This window comes from Nocardia vinacea (assembly GCF_035920345.1).
In the GTDB taxonomy this organism is placed as follows: domain Bacteria; phylum Actinomycetota; class Actinomycetes; order Mycobacteriales; family Mycobacteriaceae; genus Nocardia; species Nocardia vinacea_A.
The window spans coordinates 1,043,530-1,062,264 of sequence record NZ_CP109149.1 but is presented as its reverse complement, the minus strand read 5'-3'; the positions used below and the strand labels follow the sequence as shown (position 1 = coordinate 1,062,264).

The following is an 18,735-nucleotide window of genomic DNA, read 5'->3' as shown; positions in this document are numbered from 1 at the left end:
GGATCAGGGGCAGCAGAGCGTTCGCCGTTCGAGCGCAGAAGGTTTCGGCATCATCCATCTTCCCTTGTCGTTCTCATGTGGTTGGGTGTTCCGTCTCATAGTCGCCATAGCGTCGAGGGCCGGGCGCGGCGGCGGCGAGTTCGGTTGCCGCCCGTTGCAGCGACACCGCCGCCGGATGCTCGGCACCGAGCAAGGCTGCTGCTTCCTCGTAGATCGGTTGGATCTTGTCCCGCAATTCCCGGGACTTGCTCACGTCAAGGTTCGGCACCAGAGATTTCCTCTCATCGGCTCGGGCATTGGCTGGTCGATACGTCGCGCGTTCCCGAGTGGTCGCTGAACACGAACGGGTTTCCTTGGATGCGGCCTGTCACGCTCATACTGACACGCCATGTTCCCGCGTAACAGGCCGCGTTCACCTCGTACGACCTGGAATTCGGCGGGGACGGCGGGATCGCGGCATCGGTGATGTAGGCAGCGTTCACCCACCTGCCGCCCTGGAGGTATTCCAGCGCCAGGGTCAAGATGTGCTCTTCGGGCGGCCCGTCGCACTGGGCGACGCCGTTTCCCGTGATCTTCGGCGCGTACACCGATGGCCGGCTGTAGGTGAATTCGAAACCACAAGACTTGGCGGCGATGAATTCTGGGTGTGCAGCGGTCGTAGCCCCGGCGGGTGCGGTGCCGAGCGCGGCGGAGCTGAGGATTCCGACGAAAATGATTGTGTTACAGCGGGATAGCATTATTCACTTCCTTGTCGAGTTGGGAATGCACGCCGCCGCAGATTTCGCTGGCCAACTGGGGTGGCGAGAACAGCTCGGGGAATGCGTTGTGCGCGGGCGGTGCTCGCGTCTGGTCATTCGGCGCTCCAAGTGACAATCCCGACCCACACGTCTGGTCGGGCGAATCAGGCGCCCTACCGCTCGACATATGCGCCGGGTCGGAGCACCCCCGCCTCGACCAGGGTCCAGAACGCTTCATGTTTTGCGCCGCATGAGCCGGCGTCGCAGTTGATGCGCTGGCGGAATACGCGGCGCGCTTCATCGACGCTGTAGGGATGGTCTGGTGCACGGTGGCACTGGTCGCGAGCGATGCGAGCCAGTATTTCCGCGCTCGGCCGCTCGCCGTCGAAGTGCGCCGGGCGGTCGATGAGGTACGGCAGTAGGTAGAAGGGCACGACGCCCAACGTCAAAACCACGGCGATGGTTGCGCAAGCAAGTCCAGTAGTCGACACAGCTAGTCGACCTCCGTGTCGTCGATCGAGATCGGCTCGACGGTGATCACAGCGTGTTCGTCGAATTCGTGGTGGTCATCCAATGCGAATGCGAATGCCTGTCCGACATACCCGTGGTCATCAACTGGCGCCCATGATCCGTCGGCACGCTGCAACCAGCCCACCGGGCGATCGGTTCTGGCGTTGGCTGTGCGCAGCGCGACAACGATTGCACGGCTTGCGCGCTCGATATCGGCCGTGCAGTAGCGGCAAATCCCGGTCTCCGGCTCGGCATCCTCACAGGTGCAGCGGGGGCAGAGTTTCGCTTGGGGCTCAGCAAGCGCCATCCGGCATCACCTCGGTTCGTTCGTGATCACCGGTGCCGGGGTACGCGACATCTCGGCACAAGGACGTTTCCTGGGGCGGGTCTCCCCATTGGCGGACGGCATCCGCGAATAGCTCGACCACATCGCCCGGTGCGCCGCTATAGGTACCGGGTGGGCCGACGAAGGGATCGCGTTGCGGCAGTTTGGAATTAGGCATGGATATCTCGCCCGTGACGCCGCGAATCTTGCGGGTTGAACGGCATTTGGCTGTACCGCCTTGGGGTTCGTTGGGTTTGGCAGGCCGCCCGGCGCCGAGGGCTCTCAGGCATCCCCCGGCGCCGGGTGCCTAGATCAAGAACACGCTGAGGGGGTGCCTCGCCGTAAGGTGTGCAGCCTGGGTGGGGGTGTGCACAGGGGGTGTGCGTGGCAGCGAATTCATGGCGTGCAAGGCATTTCGCATGCCACACTTCTGAAATGGGACGGCAGCCCAAGCAACCCAACACGCAGCTCGCCGAACTGCTCGAGGAAACGGGCCTACCGAACAAGGCGCTCGCTCGCCGAGTCGTCGAGCGAGGCCGCGCGGTCGGTGTCGAGTTGCGCTACGACCACACCTCGGTGGGGCGGTGGCTGGCGGGCGAGCAACCGAATCCGCCTGGGCCTGAACTGATCGCGGAGTGTCTGACCGAGGTAGCAGGGCGTCGGGTCGCCGCTGCCGACTGCGGGATGAGCGGCGGGAGAGAGGCTGCCGATCTCGGACTGAAGTTCTCGTTGAGTCTCACCGAGGCGACCGCTTCGGCGACTGCGTTGTGGAGGAGTGATGTGGAGCGCAGGCGGTTCCTGGTCGGCGCGTCGTATGCGGTAGCGGTCTACCCGGCCGCATCAATGCGGTGGCTGACCCTGCCAGGACCCGAGCACCCGGTCTCGGCTGGGTATCGCCGGATCGGACAGAGCGACGTCGATGCAGTCCGGACCATGACAACCGCGTTCCGGGACCTCGATAACAGGGTGGGCGGTGGGAAGGTGCGGTCGACGATCGTCCATTACCTGCACAGCTCCGTCGCCCCGCTGCTGCGCGGCAGCTACAACGAGCGCATCGGGCGACAGCTTTTCGCCACCACTGCCGAACTCACCAAGCTCGCAGGTTGGGCCGCCTACGATCTCGAGGAACACGGCCTCGCGCAGCGCTATCTCATCCAGGCGCTGAGGATGTCGCGCGCCGCGGGCGATGCCGGCCTCGGTGCGGAGATCCTCGCGGCGATGAGCCACCAGGCGACCTACGTCGGACGTCCCGGCGACGCCGTCGACCTCGCCCGGGCAGCGCAGATAGCAGCCCGCAACGCTGGCCTCGCCGCGCTGGAGTCGGAGTGCCTGATGGTCGAGGCGCACGGCCATGCCTCGAGGCTGGACGAATCGTCTTGCGCGACATCCTTGAACGCCGCCGAGCGCGCGTTCGGCCGCGGAGATTCCGGTCGGCCAGAATGGCTGGACTACTTTGATGGCGCGTACCTTTCGGCCAAGACCGCACACTGCTTCCGGGATCTGGGCGACCTCGCCCGGGCGGCTCGCTATGCCGAGCAATCCCTCGACATGTCCGAAGGCTACCTGCGCGGGCGGGCATTCAACCTGTGCCTGCTGGCATCAGCCGTCGCGGACGCGGATCCACATGAGGCGGTGCGCATCGGCAACGAGGCGCTCGACCTGGCGGGCAGCCTCGAGTCCCGGCGCAGCTACTCCTACCTTCGTGAGGTCCGGTTTCGCCTCGCGCCGTACGACGAAATCGACGACGTCGCAAACTTCCGACGGCGCGTGCTCGCCGCGACTAGAGCGACAGACTGACAGCGCGGTACAGGGCGACGACAGTCGCGGCGCCGACAATCTCTCCGCGGTCGATCATCGCGACCGCATCCGGTAGCGGGATCCACTCGATCTGCTCGGCCTCGTTGATGTCCGGCTGCTTGTCGGTCAAGTCGGCGCCATGCGCGAGATAGATCAACTGCGGCTGGTCGAGCGTGCCGATTGCTGGCTGGTAGGTAACCAGGTGTTCCATTGTGCGGGGCCGCCAGCCGGTCTCCTCTTCGACTTCCCGGGCCGCCGCCACTGCAACGTCCTCGGCACCGTCGACATAGCCTCCGGGCAGCTCCCAGACCCAACGGTCGATGATGAACCGATGCCGGTACATCATCAACGCCTCGCGCTTGTCGTTCAGTACCAGGGTCATCGCGCACCGCGGCATCCGCGCCACGTACTGGGTGAACCTGACGCCGTCGGGCAGCTCGACATCAACGGTGGACAGTCGGATGTGTCGATTCTCGTCGACGAGGTGCTCACCATGGATAGTCCACTGGGTTCGGCTCACAAGTCGAAGGTAGCAAGCATGCATTCGCTGAAGCCGCCCGGAATCCGTTACGGGGGGGATTCGTTCGTTCGGACGAAACCCTCTGCGCGGCCCTGCTGCTTCGCATGTCCAGCCACCTCGGCATGGGCGACCTGTCCCAGGTCTGCGCTGCCCCTCGATCAACTGCTCACCGAACAGAGCTGAACCCCGATAATGGTCGGACTATGACCGAATCCCTACTCCACCAGCGCTTCCCTGAACTGGCCAGCACACTGCCGTTCGCCCGGCTCGGTATCGCGCCGACGCCGGTCCGCCCGCTGGACCTCGGCACCAACAGCACTGTCTGGTGCAAGGACGAAAGCGGGTACGGCTCGGGTGGCTGGGGTGGCAATAAGATCCGCAAGTTGGAGTGGCTATTGCCCGAGGCCCGACGGCGCGGTGCCCGCACCATTCTCACCTTCGGCGGCACCGGAACCAACTGGGGTCTGGCCACGGCGCTCTACGCCCGGGAATTCGGCATCGACACCGGACTGGCGCTGGTCGACCAACCGGTGGACGACCACGTCCGCGCGCAGCTGCGACGACTGGAAAACTCCGGCGCCACCCTACATTTCACGCACAGCAAGTTGCGCACCGTCCTGGCCGCACCGTGGCTGCTGCTGCGGCATATGCACGGGCGCACCCCACCGTATCTGCTGCCCGTCGGCGGATCGTCGCCGATCGGCGCACTCGGCTATGTCGAGGTCGCATTGGAACTGGCGGCGCAGATCGCCGCGGGCGAACTACCGCAACCGACACATCTGGTGACCGCCGTCGGATCCGGTGGCACGGCAGCGGGTTTGGCCCTCGGTCTACGGCTTGCCGGACTACGCACCCGCGTCGTCGGTGTCGTCGTCAACGACTCGCTTCCCCTCGACGCGCGACACATTGTCGAGCTGGCGAACCGCGCTGCGAAGGTGCTGCGCGCACGCGGCGCGGAACTCACCACGCCCGAGCTGCGCCCGGACGACGTGACGATGGTGCGCGACTGGCTCGGTCCTGGCTACGGCCATGAAACCCCGGCCGCCATTGCCGCGAAGAAGCTCGCCGCGACCAACGGGCTGGAATTGGAAACTGTCTACACCGCAAAGGCTTTGGCCGGACTCCTGGCGATGGATACCCGCGGCGACTTCGGCAACGGACCCGTTCTGTTCCTCGATACCTACGGGCCGCGCTGATCCGGGTCCAGTCCCAGAATGACCGCCAGCACCGCGCGCAACCGCTCCACGTCGCCGCGAAGGCCGGTCACCGCATCCTGGTACAGGAAGGCCTCGATGAGCCGGACCAGCGCATAGGCGAAGGTCTGGGTATCGACCCGGTTCTGGTAGCCCTCCACCATCGCGGTATCCAGAATTTCGGCGACCACCCCGACCACCTTCGGCTGGACCGGCCCGTCGCTGGTGGTGATGATGCGGCCCGCGGTGGCCTGTTCGGTCGCGATGAAATAGCGGTATGCCTCGCTCCGCGTCATCCACTGCGCCACCCGGTCCAGCAGGGCGAGCACCCTCGGCGCCCCGGTGCCGTCGTCGCGCGTCTGCGCCGCCACGACCATCCGCTCGAATTCCGACACCATGACCGCGCCGAGCAGACCGTCGCGCGAACCGAACCAGCGGTAGATTGTCGCGCGCGACAATCCGAGTTCCGCCGCGATCGCCTGCACATCGACCCGCTCGCAGGCCAGGAACTGGGCGCTGGCCGCGGCGAGCACCTGGTCCTGGGAAGCGGCGGCGGGACGGCCGACAGGTCGGGCGGCACCGGTGGTTGTGGTCATCCCAGCCCTGGGATCGATTCGCGACACATGCGTAGTAATGTACCAAACCGACCCGAGCGAGTACCGCGCCCGTCTGGGCCAGTGCTCCGCCACTGCGAGAGGATGTGCCCGTGCGCTCGACCCTGATCTCCCGTAGGGACCTGGACTTCCTGCTCTACGAATGGCTGCGGGTCGAGGAGCTCACGGCGCTGCCCCGGTTCACCGAACATTCCAGGGATACCTTCGACGGCTTTCTCGACCTCTGCGAGGATCTGGCCACAAGGCACTTCGCCACCCACAACAAGCGCAACGACAGCAATGAGCCGACCTTCGACGGTGAGACGGTCACCATCATCCCGGAGGTGAAGGCCGCGATCGAGGCCTTCACCAAAGCCAATCTCGTCGGCGCCGCGATGGACGAGGAGATCGGCGGGCTGCAGCTGCCCGCCACGGTGGAGGCGGCCGGATTCTGCTGGTTCCAGGCCGCCAATGTCGGCACCACCGGCTATCTCTTCCTGACCGTCGGCAATGCCAATCTCCTTGCCGCGCACGGCACCCCGGAGCAGATCGACCGCTTCGTCAAGCCCATGGTCGAGGGCCGGTTCACCGGAACGATGTGTCTGTCCGAACCGCAGGCGGGCTCTTCGCTGGCCGATATCGTCACCCGCGCCGAACCGCAGGCCGATGGCACCTACCGGCTGTTCGGCTCGAAAATGTGGATCTCCGGCGGCGATCACGAGCTGACCGACAATATCGTGCACCTCGTCCTGGCCAAGATTCCGGGCGGACCGGCCGGAACCAAGGGCATCTCGCTGTTCGTCGTGCCGAAATTCCTGGTGGCCGAGGACGGTTCGCTCGGCGCACGCAACGACGTGGTGCTGGCCGGGTTGAACCACAAGATGGGATATCGGGGCACCACCAATACGGTGCTGAATTTCGGCGAGGGCAAGCATAATCCGGACGACGCGCCCGGTGCGGTGGGTTACCTTGTCGGCGAACCGCATCGCGGCCTGACCTACATGTTCCACATGATGAACGAGGCGCGCCTCGGCGTCGGTCTGGGCGCAACGGCGTTGGGCTACACCGGATATCTGAAATCGCTCGACTACGCCCGGGAACGCCGCCAGGGGCGCACGGTCAGCGCCAAGGATCCGTCCGCACCGCAGGCGCCGATCATCGAGCATGCCGATGTGCGGCGAATGCTGTTGGCGCAGAAGGCTTATGTCGAGGGCGCGCTCGCTCTGCTGCTCTACTGCAACCGCCTCGTCGATCTGGAACGCACCACCACGGATCCGGCTGCCAAACGCGATCACACCCTGCTGCTGGAAATCCTCACCGGCGTGGCGAAGAGCTGGCCGTCGCAATGGTGTCTGGAGGCCAACAGCCTCGCCATCCAGGTACACGGCGGCTACGGCTACACCCGCGAATACGATGTCGAACAGCACTATCGCGATAACCGCCTCAACCCCATCCACGAAGGCACCCACGGCATCCAGGGGCTGGATCTGTTGGGCCGCAAGGTGATCCAGCACGACGGCGCGAGCCTGCGGCTACTGGCCGCACAGATCGAGCAGACCGTACTCGCGGCCACCGAGGCGGGCGGCGAGTGGACCGAATTCGGCGGACAGCTCGACGCGGTCTGGCAACGGCTGCTCACCGTCACCGGCTGGATGTTCGCCTCCGGCGATATCGCCGCCGCGATGGCCAATTCCAGCATCTACCTGGAGGCCTTCGGGCACGTGGTGGTCGCCTGGATCTGGCTGGAGCAGGCACTCGCCGCACACGGCAAGGACGGCGACTTCTACGACGGCAAGCGTGCGGCGGCCCGCTACTTCTTCCGCTACGAATTGCCCAAGACCACACCGCAATTGGATCTGCTCGAGCTGATGGACCGCACCACGCTGGATATGCGCGACGCCTGGTTCTGACCCGTCAGACGACCAGTGGTTGCCGCCCGGGTCGGGTGCGGCGCCAGGCCACCACGAGGAAGACCAGCAGGCCGACCAGCGGCAGGGTGCCGATCGTCCAACTCAGCGGCAGCGGCGGTCCGGGCTGGTCGAGCACCGTGACATTGCCGAGGGTCCCTTCGCCGTGCCCGAGCGGGCCGTCGATCGCGAAGGTGAAGGTGTAGGTGCCGGGGTCGTCGAAGGCCTTGACGTCGAGGCCCCAGGAGTCGCGTTTGCGGGGATGGCGGACCAGCGGTGTGGCGCGGCGGCCGGGTCTGATCGCGGGTCCGGTCAAGCGCAGTGTCCCGGATTTGTCGGCGATGCCGCCATCGGGCATGAAGGTGAAGTCGAGCGACTTCATCGCGCGGATGGGCCAGGTGGAGAAGCCGACGGTCACGCCGTACGGGCCCACCTGGACGCGCTCGGTATGCACAACCTCGACCGGCGCATAGGCGGACGCGGGGGCGATGGCGACCAGCGACAGCGTGATCACGGCCAGTGCGGTGACGGCGAGCCTGCGGAGTACGGACATCACGCATCCTTCATTGCGGGCAGCATGGTGGTGAACCGGCCGCCGAGGAATCCGGCGAGCAGGCCGAGCGGAATGCCGAGCAGCGTGATCGTCACGATGTCGCCGACGGCGATATGCGACGTGGCGCGGACGAGGTTCAATTGCAGCGGGAACGTCACGCCGACGATCACGCCGGTCACCGCACCCGCCACCAATACGATCTTGCGCGCATCGAAACCACGGGCCCGGGCCAACCAGAACAGACCCTCGACCGCGACCGCCGCGACGATCAGGAACATCGGCATCATGACGGGCAGGTCCGGCGGCCGTCCCGTGAGACCGTCACGCAGCGGCAGTCCGATCGCCGACGCGTAGGTTTCCGCGGCCCAGGGCGAGAACCACCACAGGATCGCCTGCATGGCACCGAGCGAAACCGCGATGGCGACGGCTGCGCCCGCACGCGCCAATAGTGCCGCGCCGAGTACGAGCAGCATCGGCCCGAACAGGACGATGCCGAGGATGGTCGGGTCGACCGGCAGATGCAGGTTGTTCAACGCATTGGTGGGAATCGGGGCGAAGGTGATCAGGATCGGAATCGCGACGACGATGCCGATTCGGCCCCAGCGGTGGTCGCGGTGGGCGGCGAAGACGATGATGCTGCCGATCATGGTGAGCGAGATGGAAAGGAACAGCGCCACATGTGACGGGGTATTGAGCACCGCGTCGAAACCGTAGATCGAATGCCACTCCAGATCGAGCAGGCCGTAGAGCAGGAATAGTGCCGCACCGGCTCCGGCGACCATATAGCCGAGCGGCGCGGTCAGGTTGCTGCCGAAGACTCGAATGGGAGTGCCGCCGAGGCGGGGTACGGGCCTACCGGCCCGTTGGGCAGAGGTCGCGATGAGAACCATGGCCAGGCTGGCGAATCCGGATATCGCGCTACCGGAGTACAGGAACAGATGCGGCAGGGTGAAGAATGTGTCGGGACCGACTTCGTTGTGCCACTGGATATCCCAGCTCAGACCAGCCAATGTCACTGCGGTGCCGAGCAATACACCCCAGGCACCGATGCGGGCCGCGATGGTGTCATCGGAGATACCGGGTCCAGTGTCGGCTTCGACCGGTGCTGCCGTGGTCATGGTGATCATTCCTCCTGATCTGTGCATGTTTTCAGCCGCCGACCCAGATCGGCACCGCGAGTTCGTCGAGGCTGTCGTGTTCGTCGATCGACAGTCGAAGCTCCCACTGTCCGGTCATCATCAGCGGTACCGATGCGGCATGGAAGTAGCCCGGACCGGTGGCCGTCGCCGCGATGGGCTGCCCAGCGTGGCCCATGAGCGGCTGATTCGCCTGAATAAGCACTGCGGCATGGTCTTTCGGCGCGCCGGTGCGGTCGGTGACGGTGATATCGATAGCGGTGGTGCCGATTCGGAGGCTGTCGATGGAAATTGTGACAAGGTGTTGCGGGGTACCGGTTTTCAATACGAGCGGACCGGATGGGCGCGGCCAGGCGAACCAAGCGATGACGGCGAGCACGATGACGATCACCGCTCCTACCGCGAGGAAAGCGCTTCTCCGAGTGGCGGACTCGGGTGCAATCGATCGCTCACTCATGGCCGCGCTCCCGCCGCGACATCGAGAACGAGAGGGACCGTCAGCACGGTGTAGCGCCGCTCGACCTGGATCCAGAGGCGATAGCGGCCCGCGAGCGGGAAGGTGTAGGTGAACGGCACGTCAGGTCCGTATGCGGCGACCGTCTCGTCGGGTGCGCTTTCGCCATTGGCGGGTGGCATGAGCATGGTGCCGTGGCTCGCGGCGGGCTCGGTCATATCCATGCCGGGCATATCCATCCCCGGCATATCGGACATGCCCTGCATCGATGTCGCGCCCATCGAGTGGCCGTGACCCCAGATAGGTGAGTTCTGTACGGCTGCAGCGATATCCGGGTCGCCGGGGAGCGGACCCGCCATGATCAGATGGCCGACCATGCCGAGCCACGGTTGCAGATCGGCAGCATCGCCGAATTCGGCGGTGATGGTGGTCGGTGCCCCTGCCACCGGAGTGGTCGTCCTGACGGTGACCGGGTTACCGTCGACAACGGTCGACGCGATCTCGCCACCACCGCCGAGATGCACTGTGGCGCTGGCGGATTCCGGTGCTGCGACACCGTTCAAGATGGTGAAACCGCTTGCCGCGCGAACCATTTGCACACCACCACCGCGCCGCGCCAACTCCGCGGACAGCGCATACCGCCCGGCCTCGGGCGCAGCCAGATGAACCTGATACCGGCCGGGCCCGACCCGGGTCGGATGCAGATGCGACAGGCGACCGGTCGGGCCGACGATCAGCAGATGCATGAGCGCACTGTCGTGCACGACCAGATCGTCGACGGGTGCTCCGGTGGCGGCATCGATCAGAACGAGGTCGAGATCGCCTGGCTGCCCGGCGTTCACGGGCCCACCCGCAACCATGAGCAGTACCGGCGGCCGCGAAAAGTCCGAAATCAACGGCTGATGCACGGCGTAGGGATCGGTGACATTGTCGAGCGTGGGATCGAGCTGACCGCCGGGTTGCGGTGGCAGCGGCAGCGATGCCGAAAGCAGCGCGGCAGTTACCGAAACCGCCACCCCGGCCACCATTCCGGCGGCGGGAACCAGCGCCCATACGCTGCGTCGAGCACGAATCGCGATCACCACCGCGACGGGCAGCAGTACGCCGGCCACCAGAAATCCGCCGTAGACCAGGCGCTCGGGCGGCGAGGTCACCTGTGCGGGCACGATGAACGGAATCCGCGCCACCCGCGTACCGTCGCCGACGGCCAGTTCCCACGGCCCGGCCCGGTCCATTCGGACAGTCGCCGAGTACATCCCCGGAGTGCCGCCGAGTTCGACAACCGCCTCGGCGGTAGGCGCTCCAGGTGCAGGCTGTGTCGACTTCTTGGACACCCCCGTCGGCGTCGCCGCGAGCGTGAGTTGCCCGGAGGCGGTACCGGCATGGGTGATCACATCCACCCGCAACGGCCCCGGCACGCTGGTCACCCGGCGCAAGATGATCGTGAGCTCCCGATCACCGAGCGACTGCGCGACCGAAATATCCGAGCCAGAGGACGCCGAATCCGCCGCCACGGAACCCACCCCGATCGACACCAACAACGCACATATCCCCGCGACCAGCAGAGCGCGACCAGCACCGGCGACAACACCCACGCCCGTCATGGTAGGGATGCGTGACCGCCAGAACATCACCTCCAGTGGGGATTTCGCCTCCCCCGCCGGAGTGATGCCGCCCTGGATCGGCATCCGGATAATGCCCCAGCTCACCGCCGAAACCACCGCTCGGCGGTGAGCTGATTCAATCGCCGGTCCACGTCCGGCGAATGGGCCGCCCACGAGAAGGGGGTGAGGCAGCGGCGTGGACTCGCTCGTTAGCGCAACGGTAGTGGCGGCCCGCTCCGCGGAACCTGGTGTTCGGGGCCGGCCGAGCCCGACATTGTTCCGTTCCGCCCCTCCCGCCCGTCATTCGAATCTGTGTGATCGAAAGTCATCGGCTGTGAACGGGGTGGCGCAATGGCCAGTCCGAGACCCATCTGTCCAGGTCAGAGCGTGTGGCGGGCGGCGGAATAACATCCGCTGATTTACGGAGCTCCAACGCGGGCATTTGAGCGTCTCCGCGCCAACTATCGTCGCTATCCATGCAGGTCAGCGAGAGAAAGGTGGCGGAGGTGGGAGCCGAGGCGACGCCCGTGCGACGGTTGCGGGCCGACCAGGCGCGCCGGATAGCCGACGTGCTGCGTCATCAGATACATGCGGGAGCGTTCGACGACGTGCTGCCGAGTGAGCAGGAGTTGGTCGCGGAATACGACGCGTCGCGCAATACCGTGCGCGACGCACTCGCACTGCTCAAGGACGAAGGGCTGATCGATCGGGTACCGAAGGTGGGCACCCGGGTCGCCCGGCGCAAATACGATCACGGGCTGGACGCGTTGCTCGGGCTGCAGGAAACCCTCAAAGGCCACGGCACAGTGCGCAACGAGGTGCGCGCGGCAATGCATATCACCGCACCGCCCGCCGTCGCACGCAAGCTCGGGCTGAATCCTGGTGAGCGCGTCGTCTATATCGAACGACTGCGCTATCTCGCCGACCTGCCGCTGAGCCTGGATCTGACCTATCTCGCACCCGATATCGGCACCGAGGTCCTCGGCCACGATCTCGAGACCAACGACATCTTCGTACTCATCGAACAGATCAGCGGCGGACCGCTCGGCTCGGCCGACCTCGCTCTGGAAGCGGTTACCGCCGACGCGCACACCGCCGCCACCTTGGAAGCACCCGAGGGCTCGGCGCTGCTGATGCTCGAACGGCTGACCCGGCTCGACGACGGCCGACCGGTGGATCTGGAATACATCCGGATGCGCGGGGATCGAATCACCATGCGCGGCAGCCTGAACCGCAGCACATCCGAATGGAAGGTCATCTGATGGCACTTGCGAACCAACGCACCGACATTCCGGTGACCATCGACGAATCACTGTGCATCCAGGGTTGCACGCTGTGCGTGGAGATCTGCCCGCTCGACTCGCTGGCCATCAATCCGGAGAACGGTAAGGCCTTCATGCACGTGGACGAGTGCTGGTACTGCGGCCCCTGCGCCGCCCGGTGTCCCACGGGCGCCGTCACCGTCAATATGCCTTATCTGTTGCGCTGAACGATCCGGAAGTCCCATGAAGAAACGCCTCGCTCCCCTGCTCCTCGCCGTCGCACTCACCGCGGCGGGCTGCTCCCTGCAGAGTTCGGACAACACCCCCGAAGGCACCGTCAAGGTCGTCGTCGGCTACCAGTCCAAAACAATCAATACCGTCACCGCGGGCACCCTGCTGCGCGCCCAGGGCTATCTGGAGCAGCGGCTACAGAAGATCACCGACAGCGGCGGCGCCAAGTACCAGGTGGAGTGGCAGGACTACGACACCGGCGCGCCGATCACCGCGCAGATGCTGGCCGAGAAGATCGATATCGGGTCGATGGGCGATTATCCGTTGCTGATCAACGGATCTCGCACCCAGTCCAATGAACGGGCGAAGACGGCGCTGGTATCGGTGACCGGCTACAACCCCAAGGGTGCGCTCAATATGGTTGTGGTGCCCCAGGATTCGACGGTGACCGGGATCGGTGACCTGGCCGGGCAGAAGATTTCGGCCAGCGTCGGCTCGGCCGGGCACGGCACCCTGGTGCAGGCGCTCTCGCGGGCGGGTGTCGATCCGGCCAAGGGCGTCGAGGTGCTCAACCAGCAGCCGCAGATCGGGGCGACCGCATTGGAATCGCATCAGGTCGGCGCGCTCGCGCAGTTCGTGGCCTGGCCCGGACTGCTGGTCTTCCAGAGCAAGGCGAAATTGCTCTACGACGGTGCGGAATTGGGTGTGCCCACCTTCCACGGCGTGGTCGCGCGACGCTCCTACACCGCCGATCATCCCGAGGTGCTGCAGGCCTTCCTCGCGGCCCAGCTCGATGCCACGAAGTTCTTGAACGAGAAGCCGTTCGAAGCCGCCAAGATCGTCGCCGACGGTTCCGGATTGCCGCAGGAGGTCGTGTACCTGTACAACGGGCCCGGCGGAACGTCTTTCGATACCACGCTCAAGCCCAGTCTGATCGACGCGTTCAAAGGCGATGTGCAGTACCTGAAGTCGATCGGCGACTTCGCCGAACTCGATATCGATAAGTTCGTCGATCCCGCGCCGCTGCGCAAGGCCTTCGCCGACAACGGCGTGGGCGACTACGACCAGGCGGTGGCGGCCACCGCCAACCCCAGCCGCGTCACCGGCACCGACCCGGTCTGTGCCCGTCCCGTGAGCAATGCCGCGCAGGCCGGTGAGCTGTGGCTCGACGGCACGGATCGACCGCAGCCCGCCGCCGATCCGACCTGCCTGTTGCGCGCTGTTCAGGCGGCCAAGGCGCAGGGCAAGGTGATCCGCGCCGCGTATGTGCCCGATGCCGAACTCGGCACGCGCTGGTTCGCCGATAAGGCGGCGTGGTTGCGCGACGGCGACAGCTTCCTGCCGTTCACCACACCCGCGGCCGCGCAGCGCTATCGGCAGGCGCACCCGACCGCCACGGCGATCTCCTACGACCAGGCCGTAACGGAAGTCCGACGATGACAGCATCGCGCAGCGATACGTTGACCGGTGGTGGCCGGGAGACGGGCGGGCGTTCCGCGGCCCTCGCCGGCCCCGCCGTGGCCGACGAAACCGCCGAGGTGCGTGGGAGTTCCGTATGGCGCACCCGAGTGCTCCAGGTAACGTCGGTCGCGACAGCGATCGGACTGTGGCAGCTGCTCACCGCCAATAATGTGCGGTGGTGGCTGCGCTTCGACACGCTGCCGACGGTCACCGAGATCATCCGCGAATTCGGCAAGCAGCTGCAGTCGGACCAGTTCTATGTCGATGTCGCGCAATCGCTGATCCGTATTCTCACCGGATTCGGGCTCGCGGCCGTGGTCGGTGTGGTCGCGGGCATCGGTCTCGGCCGCTCCGGACTCTTCGCCGCGGTGCTCGGACCGCTCACCGAATTGGCGCGGCCGATTCCGGCCATCGCGCTGGTGCCGGTGGCGATTCTGCTGTTCCCGAGCGACGAATCGGGCATCGTCTTCATCACCTTCATGGCATCGCTGTTCCCGGTGCTGGTCAGTACCCGGCACGCGGTACGCGCCCTGCCGACCATCTGGGAGGACGCACTGCGCACCCTGGGCGCATCGCGCACCGATGTCCTTGCGCGAGTGGTATTTCCGGGCATCCTGCCCGGCGTATTCAGCGGCCTGTCGGTGGGCATGGGCGTTGCATGGATCTGCCTCATCTCGGCCGAGATGATCTCCGGGCGGCTCGGCATCGGCTACCGAACCTGGCAGGCCTACACCATCGTCGATTATCCGGCGGTATTCGTCGGCATGATCACCATCGGCATCCTCGGCTTCGGCACCTCCGGAATCGTGGAATTGGCCGGACGTCGGATCACCCGCTGGCTGCCGAGGGAGGTCGCCGAATGACCACGACAACCGCACCCGCCACCCCGACCACAACCGGAATGCGGTTGAGCCTGGACGGAATTCGCATCGCCTACGGCGGCAAAACGGTGCTCGAGAACCTGGAGCTGGCCATCGCGCCCGGCGAAATACTGGTCGTGGTCGGCAAATCCGGCTGCGGCAAGTCGACGCTGCTGCGGGCGATCGCCGGACTGCGCAAGCCGGACCAGGGCGTGATCCGCGCCGACGGCATAGCGGTGACCGGACCATCCGCCGACCGCGCCCTGGTCTTCCAGGACGATGCGCTGCTGCCGTGGCGCACCGTGCGCCAGAACATCGAGCTTGCACTGCAATTGCGCAAGGTGCCGCGCGCCGAACGCAAAACGAGCGCCCGGCATTGGGTGGAGGAGGTCGGACTCACCGGCTACGCCGATTATCTCCCGCGCGATCTCTCCGGCGGCATGCGGCAGCGAGTCCAGTTGGCGCGCAGTCTCGCCGGATCGCCGCGCTCGGTGCTGATGGACGAACCGTTCGGCGCGCTCGACACCCAGACCCGGACAACCATGCAGCGCTTGCTGATCGACACCTGGCGCGCCCACCCCACCACCGTCGTATTCGTCACCCATGACCTGGACGAGGCGCTGCTGCTCGGCGACCGCATCGCGGTACTCGGCGGCGGCGTGCTGCACACCCTGGTCGATGTGCCCGAGCCCCGCACACCGGCGGATCGCCGGTCGGTGAAGGCCGAAATCCTGGAGAAGTTGTGAATATTCCCGAGCTATCCGATCGGATCCGGCTCGACTGCGATGTGCTCGTCATCGGCGGCGGCACCGCGGGGACCATGGCCGCACTGACCGCCGCCGAGGCAGGCGCCGATGTATTACTGCTGGAGAAGGCGCATGTGCGGCACTCCGGTGCCTTGGCCATGGGCATGGACGGGGTCAACAATGCGGTGATTCCGGGCAAGGCCGAACCCGAGGACTACGTCGCCGAAATCACCAGGGCCAATGACGGAATCGTCAACCAGCGCACCGTATATCAGACCGCCACCCGCGGCTTCGCCATGGTGCAGCGACTCGAACGGTACGGAGTGAAGTTCGAGAAGGACGAGTACGGCGAGTACGCCGTGCGCCGGGTGCACCGGTCCGGGTCGTATGTGCTGCCCATGCCCGAGGGCAAGGATGTCAAGAAAGCGCTGTATCGCGTACTGCGCCAACGCAAGATGCGCGAGAAGATCCGCATCGAGAACCGGCTCATGCCGGTGCGGGTGCTCACCGATGCGGGTCGCGCGGTGGGTGCCGCCGCATTGAATACGCGCACCGGTGAATTCGTGGCGGTGGGCGCCAAGGCGGTGATCCTGGCGACCGGTCCATCCGGCCGATTGGGGCTGCCCGCGTCGGGTTATCTGTATGGCACTTACGAGAATCCGACCAATGCGGGCGACGGATATTCGATGGCCTACCACGCCGGCGCGGAGCTCAGCGGTATCGAATGCTTCCAGATCAATCCGCTCATCAAGGATTACAACGGACCGGCCTGCGCGTATGTGGCCAATCCGTTCGGCGGGTACCAGGTGAACGCGAAGGGCGAACGCTTCGTCGACTCCGATTACTGGTCCGGACAGATGATGTCGGAGGTGAAGCGCGAGATCGAATCCGCGCGCGGGCCCATCTATCTCAAGGTATCGCATCTGCCCGACGAAACGCTCACCACCCTCGAAGGCATTCTGCACACCACCGAACGCCCCACCCGCGGCACCTTCCACGCCAACCGCGGCCATGACTATCGCACCCACGATATCGAGATGCATATATCCGAAATCGGTTTGTGTGGTGGACATTCCGCATCCGGCGTATGGGTCGACGAACATGCCCGTACTACCGTTCCCGGGCTCTACGCAGCGGGGGATCTCGCGTGCGTGCCGCACAACTACATGATCGGCGCGTTCGTCTTCGGCGATCTGGCTGGTGGCCATGCAGCATCCACACTGCCCGAAGTCGCTGCGCCCATCGAACTTCCGGAAGAGCAGCTGGCGGCCGCACACGAACTGATCTACCGGCCGCTGCAGCAGCCGGACGGCCCGCCGCAGCCCCAGGTCGAGTACAAGCTGCGCCGATTCGTGAACGACTATGTGGCGCCGCCGAAGACGGCCGCGAAACTGTCGATCGCGGTCGAGACATTCGAGCGGATGCGCGACGAAATCGCCGAAATCGGTGCCCGCACACCGCATGAGCTCATGCGCGCGGTCGAGGTCTCCTTCATCCGCGACTGCGCCGAAATGGCGGCGCGCAGTTCACTGACCCGCACCGAATCACGGTGGGGGCTCTATCACGAACGTGCGGATCTGCCGCAGCGCGACGATAACGAGTGGCGCTATCACCTGAATCTGCGCAAGAACTCCGACGGCGCGATGGAATTCCTGAAGCGGCCGGTGGCGCCGTATCTGGTACCGGTGCCCGGTCTCGATGACCTGCCGTCGACAGACACCACCGTGGTCCCGGTGGCGCAGCCGGAACTCATCGGTGGGCGCGCACCCGCCGATGCACCGCGCACCGCCCGCACATCGACGACACCGCCGTCACCACGACTGGTCAGCCTGCTGGCCCTGGATTCGCCTACGGTGCAGGACCTTTCGACCTATCTGTCCGATGCCGATGCCGGTGTTCGAGTGGCAGCGCTGTCGGTGCTGACCGAGAACACCCCCGAGGGATTCACATCGGTATTGATCGACGCGCTCGGCGATGACGCGGCATCCGTTCGCGCGGCGGCCGCGGCGAGTCTGCGCGAACTCGTGGAGGTGCTTCCCGATTCGACCGGCCTCGCCGATCGACTCGACTCCCCCGACCCGGTCGTCCGGGCGACCGTCGTGGATCTGCTGCGCGCGCTGCGAGCCGGAACAGCGGCGCAATTCGTCGTGGCACTGACCGATTCGGATCATCGGGTGCGCATCGAGGCGGTGCGGGCTCTGGTGTCGCTCGACGACTGGCAGGCGGTCTCGTCGGCGGCGACCGATGAGAACCGAGAGGTGCGCATTGCCGTCGCGCACGGGTTGTCGGCGATCGGCGGGCAGGGCACCGAAACCGCGCGCGCCCTTGCCGAGGATCCGGACCCGCTCGTGCGTGCCGCCGCCTTGGCAGCCTTCGCGAATCTCGGTGTCGCACAAGATGACACGGCGCTACTTGTCGGCGCGCTCGCACACTCTGCCTGGCAGGTCCGGGTGGGTGCCGCGCGGGGTCTCGCGGGCGCGGACCCCGATTTCGGCGTCAGCCCGCTTTCCGAAGCCTTGCACGATCCGCACCTCGATGTGCGCAAGGCGGCAGTATTGTCGCTGGCCACTTGGCCGCACAGCGGGGCGGCACAGGATGCGCTGAAGCTGGCGATCGATGACACCGATGCGGACGTGCGTGCGTATGCGCGCCGCGCGTTGGACAGTGCACGCCCGCTGTCGTAGCCGCACACCGTTTCGTGACGTGGGGGACGATCACCGACGCACGCATGCTCGGCTCCTCCTGCGCTCATCTGTGGGCGCATCACCATCGGATCAGCCGACTCCGACGTACTTCGAGCAGCTTTGGGATTCTCGCCAGGATGTGCGGGGTCGGCCTGGTCATCC

20 protein-coding genes are annotated in these 18,735 nt (G+C 65.8%); 9 read left to right on the top strand and 11 right to left on the bottom strand.

The features are described from left to right. Nucleotides 1–73: 73 nt before the first annotated feature. From OIE68_RS05085 to OIE68_RS05065, 5 genes are all read right to left on the bottom strand, one after another. Nucleotides 74–268 carry a hypothetical protein gene (locus tag OIE68_RS05085; RefSeq protein WP_327098226.1) on the bottom strand — a complete coding sequence of 65 codons (195 nt, stop codon included), beginning with the start codon at nucleotides 266–268 and terminating at the stop codon, nucleotides 74–76. A 13-nt stretch (nucleotides 269–281) separates the two neighbouring features. Further along, nucleotides 282–737 (bottom strand): hypothetical protein, encoded by a 456-nt coding sequence (locus OIE68_RS05080; RefSeq protein ID WP_327098225.1) that lies wholly within the window; start codon nucleotides 735–737, stop codon nucleotides 282–284. A gap of 173 nt (nucleotides 738–910) precedes the next feature. Further along, entirely contained in the window at nucleotides 911–1,192 is a 282-nt protein-coding gene (locus tag OIE68_RS05075) for a hypothetical protein (protein WP_327098224.1), read from the bottom strand. A gap of 38 nt (nucleotides 1,193–1,230) precedes the next feature. Then, nucleotides 1,231–1,554, bottom strand: coding sequence for a hypothetical protein (locus tag OIE68_RS05070; protein WP_327098223.1), 324 nt, complete (start codon nucleotides 1,552–1,554; stop codon nucleotides 1,231–1,233). Continuing rightward, the gene (locus OIE68_RS05065) at nucleotides 1,541–1,750 is read right to left on the bottom strand and encodes a hypothetical protein (RefSeq protein WP_327098222.1); all 210 of its coding nucleotides are present in this window, start codon (nucleotides 1,748–1,750) and stop codon (nucleotides 1,541–1,543) included. The genes OIE68_RS05070 and OIE68_RS05065 overlap by 14 nt, the downstream gene beginning before the upstream one ends. A gap of 257 nt (nucleotides 1,751–2,007) precedes the next feature. On the opposite strand from OIE68_RS05065, the gene OIE68_RS05060 reads away from it, so the two are divergent. Next, nucleotides 2,008–3,369, top strand: a complete 1,362-nt coding sequence (locus tag OIE68_RS05060; protein ID WP_327098221.1) for a hypothetical protein — start codon at nucleotides 2,008–2,010, stop codon at nucleotides 3,367–3,369. On the opposite strand, the gene OIE68_RS05055 is transcribed toward OIE68_RS05060, so the two are convergent. Then, nucleotides 3,353–3,889: an NUDIX hydrolase gene (locus OIE68_RS05055; protein WP_327098220.1), complete on the bottom strand. Its 537-nt coding sequence runs from the start codon at nucleotides 3,887–3,889 to the stop codon at nucleotides 3,353–3,355. The genes OIE68_RS05060 and OIE68_RS05055 overlap by 17 nt on opposite strands. Before the next feature lie 203 nt (nucleotides 3,890–4,092). Between OIE68_RS05055 and OIE68_RS05050 the strand changes: the two genes are divergently transcribed. Then, nucleotides 4,093–5,085: a 1-aminocyclopropane-1-carboxylate deaminase/D-cysteine desulfhydrase gene (locus OIE68_RS05050; RefSeq protein ID WP_327098219.1), complete on the top strand. Its 993-nt coding sequence runs from the start codon at nucleotides 4,093–4,095 to the stop codon at nucleotides 5,083–5,085. Here the strand turns inward: OIE68_RS05050 and OIE68_RS05045 are convergent. Further along, nucleotides 5,070–5,678 carry a QsdR family transcriptional regulator gene (locus OIE68_RS05045; RefSeq protein WP_327098218.1) on the bottom strand — a complete coding sequence of 203 codons (609 nt, stop codon included), beginning with the start codon at nucleotides 5,676–5,678 and terminating at the stop codon, nucleotides 5,070–5,072. The two genes, OIE68_RS05050 and OIE68_RS05045, sit on opposite strands and share 16 nt — an antisense overlap. 110 nt (nucleotides 5,679–5,788) lie before the next feature. Between OIE68_RS05045 and OIE68_RS05040 the strand changes: the two genes are divergently transcribed. Next, the gene (locus OIE68_RS05040) at nucleotides 5,789–7,585 is read left to right on the top strand and encodes an acyl-CoA dehydrogenase (protein ID WP_327098217.1); all 1,797 of its coding nucleotides are present in this window, start codon (nucleotides 5,789–5,791) and stop codon (nucleotides 7,583–7,585) included. A 4-nt stretch (nucleotides 7,586–7,589) separates the two neighbouring features. Here OIE68_RS05040 and OIE68_RS05035 read toward each other — a convergent pair whose 3' ends face one another. From OIE68_RS05035 to OIE68_RS05020, 4 genes are read right to left on the bottom strand one after another with little or no spacing between them, the layout of a single operon-like run. Then, complete coding sequence (locus OIE68_RS05035) at nucleotides 7,590–8,135, bottom strand: hypothetical protein (protein WP_327098216.1); 546 nt, start codon at nucleotides 8,133–8,135, stop codon at nucleotides 7,590–7,592. Beyond that, nucleotides 8,135–9,253 (bottom strand): hypothetical protein, encoded by a 1,119-nt coding sequence (locus OIE68_RS05030; protein WP_327098215.1) that lies wholly within the window; start codon nucleotides 9,251–9,253, stop codon nucleotides 8,135–8,137. The genes OIE68_RS05035 and OIE68_RS05030 overlap by 1 nt, the downstream gene beginning before the upstream one ends. Before the next feature lie 31 nt (nucleotides 9,254–9,284). Beyond that, nucleotides 9,285–9,728 (bottom strand): FixH family protein, encoded by a 444-nt coding sequence (locus OIE68_RS05025; protein ID WP_327098214.1) that lies wholly within the window; start codon nucleotides 9,726–9,728, stop codon nucleotides 9,285–9,287. Beyond that, nucleotides 9,725–11,434: a hypothetical protein gene (locus OIE68_RS05020; RefSeq protein ID WP_327098213.1), complete on the bottom strand. Its 1,710-nt coding sequence runs from the start codon at nucleotides 11,432–11,434 to the stop codon at nucleotides 9,725–9,727. The genes OIE68_RS05025 and OIE68_RS05020 overlap by 4 nt, the downstream gene beginning before the upstream one ends. Before the next feature lie 371 nt (nucleotides 11,435–11,805). On the opposite strand from OIE68_RS05020, the gene OIE68_RS05015 reads away from it, so the two are divergent. From OIE68_RS05015 to OIE68_RS04990, 6 genes are read left to right on the top strand one after another with little or no spacing between them, the layout of a single operon-like run. Beyond that, nucleotides 11,806–12,591 (top strand): GntR family transcriptional regulator, encoded by a 786-nt coding sequence (locus OIE68_RS05015; protein ID WP_327098212.1) that lies wholly within the window; start codon nucleotides 11,806–11,808, stop codon nucleotides 12,589–12,591. Next, on the top strand, nucleotides 12,591–12,818 hold the full coding sequence (locus OIE68_RS05010) for a 4Fe-4S dicluster domain-containing protein (RefSeq protein WP_040689749.1): 228 nt from the start codon (nucleotides 12,591–12,593) through the stop codon (nucleotides 12,816–12,818). Before OIE68_RS05015 ends, OIE68_RS05010 begins: the two co-directional genes overlap by 1 nt. A gap of 16 nt (nucleotides 12,819–12,834) precedes the next feature. Then, nucleotides 12,835–14,262 carry an ABC transporter substrate-binding protein gene (locus tag OIE68_RS05005; RefSeq protein WP_327098211.1) on the top strand — a complete coding sequence of 476 codons (1,428 nt, stop codon included), beginning with the start codon at nucleotides 12,835–12,837 and terminating at the stop codon, nucleotides 14,260–14,262. Next, nucleotides 14,259–15,146 carry an ABC transporter permease gene (locus OIE68_RS05000; RefSeq protein WP_327098210.1) on the top strand — a complete coding sequence of 296 codons (888 nt, stop codon included), beginning with the start codon at nucleotides 14,259–14,261 and terminating at the stop codon, nucleotides 15,144–15,146. The genes OIE68_RS05005 and OIE68_RS05000 overlap by 4 nt, the downstream gene beginning before the upstream one ends. Further along, entirely contained in the window at nucleotides 15,143–15,889 is a 747-nt protein-coding gene (locus OIE68_RS04995) for an ABC transporter ATP-binding protein (protein ID WP_327098209.1), read from the top strand. The genes OIE68_RS05000 and OIE68_RS04995 overlap by 4 nt, the downstream gene beginning before the upstream one ends. Beyond that, complete coding sequence (locus OIE68_RS04990) at nucleotides 15,886–18,573, top strand: fumarate reductase/succinate dehydrogenase flavoprotein subunit (protein ID WP_327098208.1); 2,688 nt, start codon at nucleotides 15,886–15,888, stop codon at nucleotides 18,571–18,573. Before OIE68_RS04995 ends, OIE68_RS04990 begins: the two co-directional genes overlap by 4 nt. Nucleotides 18,574–18,735: the final 162 nt, after the last annotated feature.

Coding starts and splice junctions, on each gene's coding strand:
- OIE68_RS05080 (WP_327098225.1), bottom strand. CDS start 737: ATGCTATCCCGCTGTAACACAATCATTTTCGTCGGAATCCTCAGCTCC.
- OIE68_RS05070 (WP_327098223.1), bottom strand. CDS start 1,554: ATGGCGCTTGCTGAGCCCCAAGCGAAACTCTGCCCCCGCTGCACCTGT.
- OIE68_RS05065 (WP_327098222.1), bottom strand. CDS start 1,750: ATGCCTAATTCCAAACTGCCGCAACGCGATCCCTTCGTCGGCCCACCC.
- OIE68_RS05060 (WP_327098221.1), top strand. CDS start 2,008: ATGGGACGGCAGCCCAAGCAACCCAACACGCAGCTCGCCGAACTGCTC.
- OIE68_RS05050 (WP_327098219.1), top strand. CDS start 4,093: ATGACCGAATCCCTACTCCACCAGCGCTTCCCTGAACTGGCCAGCACA.
- OIE68_RS05045 (WP_327098218.1), bottom strand. CDS start 5,678: ATGACCACAACCACCGGTGCCGCCCGACCTGTCGGCCGTCCCGCCGCC.
- OIE68_RS05035 (WP_327098216.1), bottom strand. CDS start 8,135: ATGTCCGTACTCCGCAGGCTCGCCGTCACCGCACTGGCCGTGATCACG.
- OIE68_RS05030 (WP_327098215.1), bottom strand. CDS start 9,253: ATGACCACGGCAGCACCGGTCGAAGCCGACACTGGACCCGGTATCTCC.
- OIE68_RS05025 (WP_327098214.1), bottom strand. CDS start 9,728: ATGAGTGAGCGATCGATTGCACCCGAGTCCGCCACTCGGAGAAGCGCT.
- OIE68_RS05015 (WP_327098212.1), top strand. CDS start 11,806: ATGCAGGTCAGCGAGAGAAAGGTGGCGGAGGTGGGAGCCGAGGCGACG.
- OIE68_RS05010 (WP_040689749.1), top strand. CDS start 12,591: ATGGCACTTGCGAACCAACGCACCGACATTCCGGTGACCATCGACGAA.
- OIE68_RS05005 (WP_327098211.1), top strand. CDS start 12,835: ATGAAGAAACGCCTCGCTCCCCTGCTCCTCGCCGTCGCACTCACCGCG.
- OIE68_RS05000 (WP_327098210.1), top strand. CDS start 14,259: ATGACAGCATCGCGCAGCGATACGTTGACCGGTGGTGGCCGGGAGACG.
- OIE68_RS04995 (WP_327098209.1), top strand. CDS start 15,143: ATGACCACGACAACCGCACCCGCCACCCCGACCACAACCGGAATGCGG.